Annotated in this window: 11 protein-coding genes; 6 read left to right on the top strand and 5 right to left on the bottom strand. The window is 71.1% G+C overall.

Annotated elements, in window-relative coordinates; genetic code table 11:
* Window positions 1-12: 12 nt before the first annotated feature.
* The 5 genes from ACZ67Q_RS13650 to ACZ67Q_RS13670 form a co-directional block, all read right to left on the bottom strand.
* Entirely contained in the window at window positions 13-333 is a 321-nt protein-coding gene (locus ACZ67Q_RS13650) for an L-rhamnose mutarotase (protein ID WP_471180685.1), read from the bottom strand.
* A 23-nt stretch (window positions 334-356) separates the two neighbouring features.
* Entirely contained in the window at window positions 357-1439 is a 1083-nt protein-coding gene (gene rhaS, locus ACZ67Q_RS13655) for a rhamnose ABC transporter substrate-binding protein (RefSeq protein WP_471180688.1), read from the bottom strand.
* Window positions 1440-1563: 124 nt separating this feature from the next.
* The gene (locus ACZ67Q_RS13660; RefSeq protein ID WP_471180691.1) at window positions 1564-2553 is read right to left on the bottom strand and encodes an ABC transporter permease; all 990 of its coding nucleotides are present in this window, start codon (window positions 2551-2553) and stop codon (window positions 1564-1566) included.
* Window positions 2546-3619 (bottom strand): ABC transporter permease, encoded by a 1074-nt coding sequence (locus ACZ67Q_RS13665; RefSeq protein ID WP_471180694.1) that lies wholly within the window; start codon window positions 3617-3619, stop codon window positions 2546-2548. Before ACZ67Q_RS13665 ends, ACZ67Q_RS13660 begins: the two co-directional genes overlap by 8 nt.
* Window positions 3620-3718: 99 nt before the next feature.
* Window positions 3719-5236, bottom strand: coding sequence for a sugar ABC transporter ATP-binding protein (locus tag ACZ67Q_RS13670; protein ID WP_471180696.1), 1518 nt, complete (start codon window positions 5234-5236; stop codon window positions 3719-3721).
* A 289-nt stretch (window positions 5237-5525) separates the two neighbouring features.
* Between ACZ67Q_RS13670 and rhaI the strand changes: the two genes are divergently transcribed.
* The 6 genes from rhaI to ACZ67Q_RS13700 all read left to right on the top strand — a co-directional run bounded on the left by rhaI (window position 5526) and on the right by ACZ67Q_RS13700 (window position 13262).
* Complete coding sequence (gene rhaI / locus ACZ67Q_RS13675) at window positions 5526-6686, top strand: L-rhamnose isomerase (RefSeq protein ID WP_471180699.1); 1161 nt, start codon at window positions 5526-5528, stop codon at window positions 6684-6686.
* 116 nt (window positions 6687-6802) lie between these two features.
* Window positions 6803-8842, top strand: coding sequence for a bifunctional aldolase/short-chain dehydrogenase (locus ACZ67Q_RS13680; protein ID WP_471180702.1), 2040 nt, complete (start codon window positions 6803-6805; stop codon window positions 8840-8842).
* Window positions 8839-10287, top strand: a complete 1449-nt coding sequence (locus ACZ67Q_RS13685; protein ID WP_471180704.1) for a rhamnulokinase — start codon at window positions 8839-8841, stop codon at window positions 10285-10287. Before ACZ67Q_RS13680 ends, ACZ67Q_RS13685 begins: the two co-directional genes overlap by 4 nt.
* Window positions 10288-10360: 73 nt before the next feature.
* Entirely contained in the window at window positions 10361-11116 is a 756-nt protein-coding gene (locus tag ACZ67Q_RS13690) for a (Fe-S)-binding protein (RefSeq protein ID WP_471180707.1), read from the top strand.
* A complete protein-coding gene (locus ACZ67Q_RS13695) occupies window positions 11113-12615 on the top strand; it encodes a lactate utilization protein B (protein WP_471180710.1) in 1503 nt (500 codons plus the stop codon). Before ACZ67Q_RS13690 ends, ACZ67Q_RS13695 begins: the two co-directional genes overlap by 4 nt.
* Window positions 12616-12620: 5 nt before the next feature.
* Window positions 12621-13262 (top strand): LutC/YkgG family protein, encoded by a 642-nt coding sequence (locus tag ACZ67Q_RS13700; protein ID WP_471181095.1) that lies wholly within the window; start codon window positions 12621-12623, stop codon window positions 13260-13262.
* The last annotated feature ends 77 nt before the right edge of the window (window positions 13263-13339 follow it).

Here is a 13339-nt window from a genome sequence, read left to right on the forward strand (position 1 = left end):
CTTCACACTACGTCACGCGAGGTGAAAGACCTCGGTGAGCGGTTTCATCGCCTCGTCGGGACGGGAACCGCCGAGCGACTCGAAGAAGGGCCCCATCTCGGCCTGCCAGCGGGCGTTTACCTCGGTGACCTCCATCCCGGCCCTGGCGGCCTCGAAGTCCTCCGTCTCCAGATAGCCGACCAGCAGGCCGTCGTCGCGCAGGAAGAGCGAGTAATTGTGCCAGCCGGTGGCCGAGAGGGCCGCGCGCATCTCCGGCCACACGGCGGCATGCCGCTCCCGGTACTCGGCGATCCGCTCCTCGCGGACCTTCAGCAGGAAGCAGACGCGCTGCATCGGTGAGTGCCCCCCCTCGTGGATCAGAAGTCGAACCGGTCGATGTTCTTGGCGTCGAACACGGTCGGCTTGCCGAGGCTGATCACGCCGTCCTCGCCGATCGTGTACGTCGTGGAGCCGGCCTTGAACGTCTCGCCCTCCTTGCCGGTGATCTGGCCGGACGCCAGCGCGACGGCGGTACGGGCGGCGAGGTCGCCGAGCTCGGCCGGGTCCCACAGCTCGAACGCGTCGACGGTGCCGTTCTTGACGTACTTGCGCATGTCGTTGGGGGTGCCGAGGCCGGTCAGCTTGACCTTGCCCTTGTACTTGGAGCCGGACAGGTACTGGGCGGCCGCCTTGATGCCGACGGTGGTCGGGGAGATGATCCCCTTCAGGTCCGGGTGCTCCTGGAGCAGGCCCTGGGTCTGCTGGAAGGACTGCTGCGGGTCGTCGTTGCCGTAGGCGATCTTGACGAGCTTGACGTCCTTGTACTTGGGGTCCTTCAGCTCGTCCTTCATGTAGCCGATCCAGGTGTTCTGGTTCGTCGCGGTCTGCGCGGCGGACAGGATCGCGATCTCGCCCTTGTAGCCGATCTGCTGGGCGAGGAGCTGCACCTCGGTGCGGCCGAGGTCCTCGGCGGATGCCTGCGAGACGAAGGCGTTGCGGCAGTCGGTCTTGGTGTCGGAGTCGTAGGTGACGACCTTGATGCCGTTGCGCATGGCCTGCTTCAACGCGGTGCACAGGGCGCCGGGGTCCTGCGCCGACACGGCCATGGCGTTCACCTGCTGCTGGGTGAGCGTGTTGACGTAGGAGACCTGCCCGGAGGTGTCGGTGGCGCTCGACGGACCGACCTCCTTGTACGTGCTGCCCAGTTCGGTGAGCGCCTTCTGGCCGCCGTTGTCGGCGCTGGTGAAGTAGGGGTTGTTGACCTGCTTCGGCAGGAATCCGACGGTCAGCCCCTTCTTGGTGGCGGCATGGGGGTCGGCCTTGCCGGCGGCGGCCCCGGACCCGGAGCCCTCGTTCTGAACGTCGTTCTTCGTGGTGCCACCGCAGGCGGTGGCGGCGAGGGAGAGGGTGGTGAGAGCGGCGAGGGCAACACAGGTACGGCGGAGGGATTGCTTGCGCATGGCATGGGTCCTTAGAAAGGAGGGGGAGCTGAACGCGCCCCTTCAGGGGCGCGGGGCTGAATCGATGTGCGGCTCCGCAGCGCGGGCGGGACCAGCCACAACCGGCCCGCAACCGCAAGACGGCCTAACCGGCGGAGCGAGCCGCGGAGCGAGCCGCCGCCCGCGCAACGGCGACCTGACGCGCGACGCGGGGCCCGAGCACGGAAACCACGAGCAACACCCCGGTCACGACGATCTGCGACTGCGCAGAGACGTTGAGCAGACTCATCACGTTCTGCAACGCACCCAGCAGGAACACCCCGGCGATCGCGCCGCCCAGCGTGCCCTTGCCGCCGTCGAAGTCGATGCCGCCGAGCAACACGGCGGCGACGACGGACAGTTCGAGACCCGTGGCATTGTCATAGCGCGCACTCGCATAGTGCAGGGCCCAGAAGATCCCGGTCAGCGAGGCCATGAACCCGGTCGCGACGAACAGCAGCAGCTTGGACCTCCTGACCCGGATGCCCGCGAACCGCGCCGCCTCCTCGCTCGCGCCGATCGCGAACAGCGACCGCCCGAACGGGGTGGCGTGCAAGACGACTACGGCGACGACGAGCAGCGCGAGAAAGGGCAGGAAGGCCTGCGGCAGGAAGCTGTCCCCGATCCGGCCGGCGGCGAAGTCCAGGTACTGGGACGGGAAGTCGGTCACCGCGTTCGAGCCGAGCACGATCTGCGCGATGCCCCGGTAGAGGGCGAGCGTGCCGATGGTGACGGCGAGCGAGGGCAGGCCGAGGCGGGTCACGAGCAGGCCGTTGACCAGGCCGCAGACCACCCCGAGCAGGAGGCAGAGCGGGATGATCGTCTCGATGGCCATGCCCTCGTTCCACAGTCGGCCCATCACCGCGCCGGACAGCCCGGCGGTGGAGGCGACCGACAGGTCGATCTCACCGGAGACGACGAGCAGGGTCATCGGCAGGGCGATGAGGGCGATCGGCAGGGTGTTGCCGATGAGGAAGGACAGGTTCAGCGCGTTGCCGAAGCCGTCCACGAGGGAGAACGACAGCAGGAGCAGGACGATCAGCAGGACACCGACCACCGTGTCCCAGCGGACGGCACGGGTCAGGGACTCAGGCATGGCGGGTGTCCCCCTTCTGCGGGAGCGGCTTCACATGGGCCGACTTCTTCTTCAGGGCGGCGGCCACCCGCAGGGCGACGATCCGGTCGACCGCGATGGCGAGCAGCAGCAGCGCGCCGTTGATGGCGAGCACCCATACGCTGCTGACGCCCAGCGCGGGCAGCACGCTGTTGACGGAGGTCAGCAGCAGCGCGCCCAGCGCGGCGCCGTAGACGCTGCCGGAGCCGCCGGTGAAGACGACGCCGCCGACCACCACCGCGCTGACGACGGTGAGTTCGTAGCCGCTGCCGGTGCCGGAGTCGACGTTGCCGAACCGGGCGAGGTACATGGCACCGGCGAGTCCGGCGAGCGCACCGCAGAAGGTGTACGCGGCGAGGATGCGCTTGCGCACCGGGATGCCGGCGAGCCGCGCGGCCTCCGGATTGGAGCCGAGCGCGTACAGCTCGCGTCCGCTGCCGTAGTGCTTGAGGTAGTAGGCCGTCGCGACGAGCACGACGAGAGCGATCAGCGCCAGGTACGGGACGGCGGAGAAGCCGCCGGAGCCGAAGTCCACGAAGGAGCCGGGCAGGTCGGCCGCCGTGATCTGGCGGGAGCCGACCCAGATGGAGTCGACGCCGCGGATGATGTAGAGCGTGCCGAGGGTCACGACCAGGGCGGGCACCTGGCCGAGGCTGACGAGCAGGCCGTTGAGCAGCCCGAAGCCGATGCCGAGCAGGACGGCGAGGACGATCGCCACGACGGGGTTGCCGCCGCCCTGGAGGTGGGTGCCCGCGGCGAAGGCGCTGATGCCGAGGGTGGAGCCGACGGACAGGTCGACGTTGCGGGTGATGACGACGAGGGACTGGCCGGTGGCGACCAGCACCAGGATCGTCGCGTTCAGCAGCAGGTCCTTGATGCCCTGTTCGGACAGGAACTGGCTGTTGCCGGCCTGGGTGACGGCGATCATCACCAGGAAGACGACCAGGATGGCGAGTTCGCGCATCTTGAAGACGCGGTCGACGAGGCGGGTGCCGCCGGACTTGGGCACGTCGGCGACGGGGGCGTGGTCGGGAGCGGTCACGGTCATGCGGCCCTCCTGACGGAGACGGAGGGGGTCATGCGACGGAGCCCCCTGACACGAGCGGTGGCCGTCATGCGGCGGCCCTCCTGACACGAGCGGTGGCCGTCATGCGGCGGCCCTCCCGGTGGCGGCGGCCATCACGGTTTCCTCGGTGGCTTCGGAGCGAGGGATCTCGGCGGCCAGCCGGCCCTCGTGCATCACGAGCACGCGGTCGGCCATGCCGAGGATCTCGGGCAGGTCGGAGGAGATCATCAGGACGGCGACGCCGTCGGCGGCGAGCTGGGACAGCAGCCGGTGCACCTCGGCCTTGGTGCCGACGTCGATGCCGCGGGTCGGCTCGTCGACGATGAGCACCCGGGGGCTGGTGGCCAGCCACTTGGCGAGGACGACCTTCTGCTGGTTGCCGCCGGAGAGGGTGGAGACGGCGTCCGCGATCCGGGCGTACTTCACATGGAGCTTGACCGCCCAGTCGAGGGAGCGGCTGCGTTCGGCGCCGCGGTCCATGAGGCCGGCCTTCACGGTGGTGCGCAGGCCGGTGAGGCCGATGTTGCGTTCGATGGACATGTCCATCACCAGGCCCTGGGCCCGCCGGTCCTCGGGCACGAGCGCGAGTCCGGCGGCCATCGCGGTGGAGGGCGCGCCGTTGGTGAGCCTGCGGCCGTCGACCTCGACCTCGCCCGCGTCCCAGCGGTCGATGCCGAAGACGGCCCGGGCGACCTCGGTGCGGCCGGCGCCGACCAGACCGGCGAGGCCGACGATCTCACCGCCGCGCACCTCGAAGGAGATGTCGGTGAACACGCCCTCCCGGGTCAACCGCCTGACGCTCAGGGCGACTTCGCCGGGCCGGACGTCCTGCTTGGGGTACAGCTCGTCGAGGTCGCGGCCGACCATGCGGCGCACCAGGTCGTCCTCGGTCATGCCGTCCAGCGGCTCGCTGGCGATCCAGGCGCCGTCGCGCAGGGTGGTGACCTTCCGGCAGATCTGGAAGATCTCCTCCAGCCGGTGGGAGATGAACAGCACCGCGGCGCCCTGCTCGCTCAGGGTGCGGACGACCCCGAAGAGGCGGGCCACCTCGCTGCCGGTGAGGGCGGCGGTCGGCTCGTCCATGATCAGTACGCGGGCGTCGAAGGAGAGCGCCTTGGCGATCTCGACGATCTGCTGGTCGGCGATGGACAGGCCGCGCGCCGGGCGGTCGGGGTCGAGGTCGACGCCGAGGCGCTGCATCAGGGCGAGCGTGGCGGCATGGGTGGCCTTGTGGTCGATGCGGCCGAGTGCCTTCCTGGGCCGGCGGCCCATGAAGATGTTCTCGGCGATCGACAGGTCGGGGAAGAGCGTGGGCTCCTGGTAGATCACGGCGATCCCCGCGTCGCGGGCGTCGCCGGGGCCGTGGAAGGTGACGGGACGGCCGTCGAGCAGCACCTGGCCGGCGTCCGGTCGGTGCACCCCGGCGAGCGTCTTGATCAGGGTCGACTTCCCGGCGCCGTTCTCCCCGGCGAGGGCGTGCACCTCGCCGGGGAACAGCTCCAGACGGACGTCCCGCAGGGCCCGTACGGCGCCGAAGGACTTCGAGACGTCCTTGAGCGCCAGCACCGGGACCGGCCCCGAGTCGGGCGGGTGGGTCATGAGGGCTCCTCGGCGACGCCGGCGGGTCGGACCTTCGCGGCGCCGTGAAAGGTTTCAACTGGATTGCCGGGACCGTAGGCAGCGTCACTCGTCTGCGTCAATGGGTTCGTATCGAAAAACTTTCGACGCCAGAAGGTCACGCCCAGGTTACGACGAAGAGGGCTCGACCGGGGTCTTGACACGCCTCCAGGGGGCTCATAGCTTCGCCTCCTGAATCGTTTCACCGATGGCGTAGCGCGTTGCCGTCGCATCGATCCCCTGATTCACCGATGCCACCAGGAGTCCGGAAGTGACCGACCTCGCCGCGGTGAAGGCCGCGCTCAAGACCCAGGCCGTCGAGACGCCGTCATGGGCGTACGGGAACTCCGGGACCCGCTTCAAGGTGTTCGCCCAGGCGGGCGTACCCCGTGACCCGTACGAGAAGCTGGACGACGCGGCGCAGGTGCACGCCGTGACGGGTGTCGCGCCGACGGTGGCACTGCACATCCCCTGGGACAGGGTCGACGACTACGCGGCGCTGGCCAAGCACGCCGAGGAGCGCGGGCTGAAGCTGGGCGCGATCAACTCCAACACCTTCCAGGACGACGACTACAAGCTCGGCAGCATCTGCCACCCGGACGCGGCGGTGCGCCGCAAGGCCGTGGACCATCTGCTGGAGTGCGTCGACATCATGGACGCGACGGGCTCCGCCGATCTCAAGCTGTGGTTCGCGGACGGCACGAACTATCCGGGGCAGGACGACATCCGCGCCCGGCAGGACCGGCTCGCCGAGGGGCTGGCCGAGGTGTACGAGCGGCTGGGCGAGGGGCAGCGGATGCTGCTGGAGTACAAGCTGTTCGAGCCGGCCTTCTACACGACGGATGTGCCGGACTGGGGGACGGCCTACGCGCACTGTCTTCGGCTGGGCGAGAAGGCCCAGGTAGTCGTGGACACGGGGCATCACGCGCCCGGCACCAACATCGAGTTCATCGTCGCCACGCTGCTGCGGGAGGGCAAGCTCGGCGGGTTCGACTTCAACTCGCGGTTCTACGCGGACGACGACCTGATGGTGGGGGCGGCCGATCCTTTCCAGCTGTTCCGGATCATGTTCGAGGTCGTGCGCGGGGGCGGGCTCACCTCCGAGGTGGCGTTCATGCTCGACCAGTGCCACAACATCGAGGCGAAGATCCCGGCGATCGTCCGTTCGGTGATGAATGTGCAGGAGGCGACGGCGAAGGCGCTGCTCGTCGATCGGTCGGCGTTGGCCGAGGCTCAGGCCTCGGGTGACGTGCTCGGTGCCAACGCCGTGCTGATGGATGCGTTCAACACCGATGTGCGGCCGTTGCTCCGGGAGGTGCGGGAGGAGATGGGGTTGGATCCCTCGCCCCTCGCTGCGTATGCCCGTTCCGGGTGGGCCGAGAAGATCGAGGCTGAGCGGGTCGGTGGGGAGCAGGCCGGGTGGGGGGCGTGAGGCGCCTGCCGGGTTGTTGTTCGTCGCGGAGTGCGGGGCCGTTTGTGGCTGGTCGCGCCGTTCCCCGCGTCCCCAGGAAAGTCCACTCCCCCTTCTCGAGAAGCTGAGGAATCTCCATGTCCACCCACCCCGAAGCCGCCGCTCTCCTCGCCCGTTCGCATCGGCTCGGCTCCGATCCGCGTAACACCAACTACGCCGGCGGCAACGCCTCCGCCAAGGGCACCGCCACCGATCCCGTCACCGGTGGGGACGTGGAGCTGATGTGGGTGAAGGGGTCGGGAGGCGACCTCGGCACGCTCACCGAGAGCGGGCTGGCCGTGTTGCGGCTCGATCGGTTGCGGGCGCTCGTCGGCGTGTATCCCGGTGTGGAGCGTGAGGACGAGATGGTCGCCGCATTCGACTACTGCCTGCACGGCAAGGGCGGGGCCGCCCCGTCCATCGACACCGCCATGCACGGCCTCGTCGACGCCCCGCACGTCGATCATCTGCACCCGGACTCCGGCATCGCGCTGGCGTGTGCCGCCGACGGGGAGAAGCTGACCGCCGAGTGTTTCGGCGACACCGTGGTCTGGGTGCCGTGGCGGCGGCCCGGGTTCCAGCTGGGGCTGGACATCGCGGCGATCAAGGAGGCCCATCCGCAGGCCATCGGCTGCGTCCTCGGTGGGCACGGGATCACCGCCTGGGGTGACACCTCCGAGGAGTGCGAGCGCAACTCGCTGCACATCATCCGCACCGCGGAGAAGTTCCTCGCCGAGCGGGGCAAGGAGGAACCCTTCGGGCCCGTGATCGAGGGTTACCAGCCGCTGGACGAGGCCCGGCGGCGGGAGCGGGCGGCGGCGCTGGCGCCGTATGTGCGGGCCGTCGCCTCGCAGGACCGGGCGCAGGTCGGGCACTTCGACGACTCCGAGGTGGTCCTCGACTTCCTGTCGAGGGCAGAGCATCCGCGGCTGGCGGCGCTGGGAACCTCGTGCCCGGACCACTTCCTGCGGACCAAGGTGCGGCCGCTGGTGCTGGATCTGCCGCCGACCGCGCCGCTTCAGGAGGCGGTCGGCCGGCTGAAGGAACTGCACACCGCCTACCGCGAGGAGTACGCCGCCTACTACGAGCGGCACGCGACGCCCGACTCCCCCGCGATGCGCGGCGCCGACCCGGCGATCGTGCTGGTGCCGGGCGTGGGCATGTTCTCCTTCGGCAAGGACAAGCAGACCGCGCGGGTGGCCGGCGAGTTCTACGTCAACGCCGTCAACGTGATGCGCGGGGCCGAGGCCGTCTCGGCGTACGCGCCGATCGAGGAGTCGGAGAAGTTCCGCATCGAGTACTGGGCGCTGGAGGAGGCCAAGCTCCGGCGGATGCCGAAGCCCAAGGCGCTGGCGACCCGGGTGGCGCTGGTGACCGGCGCCGGCAGCGGCATCGGGAAGGCGATCGCCCACCGGCTGGTGGCGGAGGGGGCGTGTGTCGTCGTCGCCGACCTGGACGGGGAGAACGCCGCCAAGGTCGCCGAGGAACTGGGCGGGCCGGACAGGGCCGTCGCGGTGACCGTGGACGTCACGGACGAGGAGCAGATCGCCGCCTCCTTCCGTGAGGCCGTCCTCGCCTTCGGCGGGGTCGACCTGGTGGTGAACAACGCCGGGATCTCCATCTCCAAGCCGCTGCTGGAGACGACCGCGAAGGACTGGGACCTGCAGCACGGCATCATGGCGCGCGGTTCCTTCCTCGTCTCGCGGGAGGCCGCCCGGGTGATGATCGCGCAGGAACTCGGCGGTGACATCGTCTACATCGCGTCCAAGAACGCCGTCTTCGCCGGGCCGAACAACATCGCCTACTCCGCCACCAAGGCCGACCAGGCCCACCAGGTACGGCTGCTGGCCGCCGAGCTGGGCGAGCACGGGATCCGGGTCAACGGCGTCAACCCGGACGGCGTGGTGCGCGGCTCGGGCATCTTCGCGGGCGGCTGGGGCGCCCAGCGGGCGGCCGTGTACGGGGTGGAGGAGGAGAAGCTGGGCGAGTTCTACGCGCAGCGGACCCTCCTCAAGCGGGAGGTGCTGCCCGAGCACGTCGCGAACGCCGTCTTCGCGCTCACCGGTGGCGACCTGACCCACACCACCGGCCTGCACGTCCCGGTCGACGCCGGCGTCGCCGCCGCCTTCCTGCGATGAGCGGGCGCGTGAAGGCGTACGCCGCGGTCGATCTCGGCGCCTCCAGCGGACGGGTGATGACCGGACGGGTCGGCCCGGACTCGCTGGAGCTGACCGAGGCGCACCGCTTCCCCAACCGGCCCGTGCACACGCCCGAGGGGCTGCGCTGGGACATCCTGGCGCTGTACGCCGGGGTGCTGGACGGGCTGCGGGCGGCCGGCCGGGTGGACTCCGTCGGCATCGACAGCTGGGCCGTCGACCACGGTCTGCTGGATGCCGACGGGGCGCTGCTCGGCAACCCGGTGCACTACCGCGACCCGCGCACCGAGGGCGTCGCGGAGAAGGTGTGGGCGACGGTTCCGGCGGCCGAGCTGTACGCGGCGACCGGCATCCAGTACGCGCCCTTCAACACGCTCTACCAGCTGACGGCGGCAGTCGGCACCGCCCAGTTCGCGCTCGCCGAGCGGCTGTTGCTCATCCCCGACCTGCTGACGTACTGGCTGACCGGGGAGCAGGGCACCGAGCTGACCAACGCCTCCACCACCCAGCTGATCGATCCCCGGACGCGGTCGTGGGCGTACGGCATCGCCGAACGGCTCGGGATCGACCTGGGGCTGTTCGCGCCGCTGCGGGAGCCCGGTGATCCGGCGGGCGGCTTGCGGGACGAGGTGCTGCGGGAGACGGGGCTCGGCGGGCCGGTGCCGGTGACGGCGGTCGGCTCGCACGACACGGCGTCGGCGGTGGCGGCGGTCCCGGCGACGGGCGAGCGGTTCGCGTACATCTGCACCGGCACCTGGTCGCTGGCCGGTCTGGAGCTGGACGCGCCGGTACTGACCGAGGAGAGCCGGGCCGCCAACTTCACCAACGAGCTGGGCCTGGACGGCACGGTCCGCCACCTGCGCAACATCATGGGGCTGTGGCTGCTCCAGGAGTGCCAGCGGGCCTGGGGCGAGCGGGATCTGGGCGCGCTGCTGCGGGAGGCGGCCGCGGCGCCGGCGCTGCGGTCGGTGGTCGACGCCGGGGACGCGGCGTTCCTGGCGCCGGGCCGGATGCCGGAGCGGATCGCCGAGGCGTGCCGGGCGTCCGGTCAGCCCGTGCCGGGCACGCCGGGTGAGATCACGCGCTGCATCCTGGACTCCCTGGCGCTCGCCCACCGGCGGGCGGTTCAGGACGCGCAGCGGCTCGCCGGGCATCCGGTGGACGTGGTGCACGTGGTCGGCGGGGGCACCCGCAACGCGCTGCTGTGCCAGCTGACCGCCGACGCCTGCGGTCTGCCGGTGGTGGCGGGTCCGACGGAGGCGGCCGCGCTCGGCAACGTGCTGGTGCAGGCCCGGGCGCACGGCCTGGTCGGCGATCTGACCGACATGCGGCGTCTGCTGGTGCGCACCCAGCCGCTGACGCGGTACGAGCCGCGCGGCGGCACAGGGCGGTGGCGGGCGGCCGAGGCCCGGCTCGCCGCAGCGTGAGCCGGGCCTCCCCCGGCCCCTGGCGAGCCGATTACCCTGCACTCGTCCGATGATCGATTCCCGAGGAGCCGCGATGCGTGTCGCCCTGTTCCTGACCTGCGTCAACGACACGCTCTATCCGGACACCGGCCGGGCCGTGGTGCGGCTGCTGCACAGGCTGGGCGTCGACGTGGACTTCCCCGCCGCGCAGACCTGCTGCGGGCAGGCCCACTACAACACCGGCTACCGGCACGAGGCGGAGCCGCTGGCCCGGCGCTACGCCGAGGTCTTCCGCGACTACGACGCCATCGTGACGCCGTCGGGGTCGTGCGGGGCGATGGTGCGGGAGCTGTATCCGCGCATGGGTGAGCGGGCCCGGGCCGAGGGGCGCGGGGACGCGCTGGCCGAGGCGGTGGCGCCGGTCGTGCCGAAGACGTACGAGCTGACGGAGTTCCTGGTGGACGTGCTCGGCGTGACGGACGTCGGCGCCTGGTATCCGCACACCGTCACCTACCACCCGACCTGCCACGGACTGCGCTCACTGGGGCTGGGCGACCGGCCGCGGCGGCTGCTGGAGGCCGTCGAGGGGCTGGAGTTGGTGGAGTTGCCGGGCGCCGAGGAGTGCTGCGGGTTCGGCGGCACGTTCGCGGTGAAGAACCCCGACGTCTCGGCGGCGATGGGCGCGGACAAGGTGCGTCACGCCGAGTCGACGGGTGCGCAGGTGCTGTGCGCCGCCGACAACTCCTGCCTGATGCACATCGGCGGGACCATGGCCCGGCTGAAGGTGGGCATGCGGCCGGTGCACATCGCGGAGATCCTGGCGAGCACGGAGGAGGAGCCGGCGGTATGAGCGGGACGTATCTGGGGATGCCTGCGTTTCCCCCGCCCACGCCCCCGGCGTTCCCGGTGGCGGCGCACGAGGCGGTGAACGACCGGACGCTGCGCGGCAATCTGCGGCACGCCACCCACACCATCCGCGCCAAGCGGGCCAAGGCGGTCGCCGAGGTCTCCGACTGGGCGGCGCTGCGGGAGGCCGGCAGCCGGATCAAGGACCACACGCTGCGCCACCTCGAGCGCTACCTCGTGCAGTTGGAGGAGTCGGTGACCGCGGCGGGCGGTGTGGTGCACTGGGCGGCCGATGCCGAGGAGGCCAACCGGATCGTCACCGAACTGGTCAGGGCGACCGGTGAGTCGGAGGTCGTCAAGGTCAAGTCGATGGCCACGCAGGAGATCGGACTGAACGAGGCGCTCGAGGCGGAGGGCATCCGCGCCTACGAGACCGATCTCGCCGAACTGATCGTTCAGTTGGGTCACGACCGGCCCTCCCACATCCTGGTCCCGGCGATCCACCGCAACCGGGGCGAGATCCGGGACATCTTCCGCTCGGAGATGGCCGGCTGGGGCCGTCCCGCTCCCGAGGGCCTCACCGACACGCCCGCCGAACTCGCCGAGGCGGCGCGGCTGCATCTGCGGGAGAAGTTCCTGCGGGCCAAGGTCGGTATCTCCGGCGCCAACTTCATGGTCGCCGAGACGGGCACGCTGGTCGTCGTGGAGTCCGAGGGCAACGGGCGGATGTGCCTGACCCTGCCCGAGACGCTGATCTCGGTCGTCGGCATCGAGAAGATCGTGCCGACCTGGCGGGACCTGGAGGTGTTCCTGCAGACCCTCCCCCGCTCCTCCACTGCCGAGCGCATGAACCCGTACACGTCGACGTGGACGGGAACGGCGGACGGCGACGGTCCGCGGACGTTCCATCTGGTGCTGCTCGACAACGGCCGCACCGACACCCTCGCCGACCAGGTCGGACGCCAGGCCCTGCGCTGCATCCGCTGCTCGGCGTGCCTCAACGTCTGCCCGGTGTACGAGCGGGCGGGCGGACACGCCTACGGGTCGGTCTACCCCGGCCCGATCGGCGCGATCCTCAGCCCCCAACTCCGGGGCACGGGCAGCGAGATCGACGCCTCGCTGCCGTACGCGTCGTCGCTGTGCGGGGCGTGCTACGAGGTGTGCCCGGTCGCGATCGACATCCCCGAGGTGCTGGTGCATCTGCGGGAACGCGTCGTCGAGGGCGGACCTGCGGTGCGCGGCGGCAACAAGGTCGTGCTCAGGCCCGCCAAGGGGCACGCCGCCGAGCGCGCCGCGATGCGGGCGGCACGCTGGGCGTTCACCCATCCCGGCGCGCTGGGTGCCGGACAGCGGCTGGCCTCGCGCACCCGCCGCTTCCATCCCCGCACGCTGCCGGGGCCCGGCCGGGCGTGGACGGGCAGCCGGGAGTTGCCGGCGGTGCCGGCGGAGCCGTTCCGGGACTGGTGGCAGCGCACGCGCGGCGGGAAGGACGGAGCCAAGTGAGCCGAGTGAGCAGCAGGGAGCGGATCCTGGGCCGGGTGCGGCGGGCCCTCGCGGACGTGCCGGCGGACGACCTTGCCTACGAGCAGGCGGTGCCCCGGGACTATCTGCGCGAGCACGGCGAGCGGACCGTCGAGCAGACGGTGGAGCTGCTGGCGGAGAACCTGGCGGACTACCGGGCCGTCGTGCACCGGTGCGCCTTTGGGGAGGTGCCGGGGCTGGTGGCACGGCTGCTGGCCGCGCGCGGGGTGGAGTCGGTGCTGGTGCCGCCGGGGCTGGACGAGAGCTGGCTCGCCGACTGCTCGGTGACCCGGGTGGACGACCGCGCCGCGAGCACGCCCCACGAGCTCGACACGGTGGACAGCGTGGTCACCGGCTGCGCGGTGGCGATCGCCGAGACCGGCACCATCGTCCTCGACGGCTCCCCCGGCCAGGGCCGGCGCCGGATCACCCTGATCCCCGACCACCACATCTGTGTCGTCCGCGTGCCGGAGCAGGTCGTCTCCTCGGTGCCGCAGGCGCTCGAACGCCTCGACCCGGCCCGGCCGCTGACCTGGATCTCCGGCCCGTCGGCGACGAGCGACATCGAGCTCGACCGCGTGGAGGGCGTCCACGGGCCGCGCACGCTGGAGGTCGTGCTCGTGGGCTAGCCATCCGGGCCGTCCCCAGGTCGTCCCACGGCCGTTCCCCGGCCGTCCCCGGGGCCGTTCCCGGGCGGGCCGTGACA

The organism is Streptomyces sp. NPDC036813 (assembly GCF_055609245.1).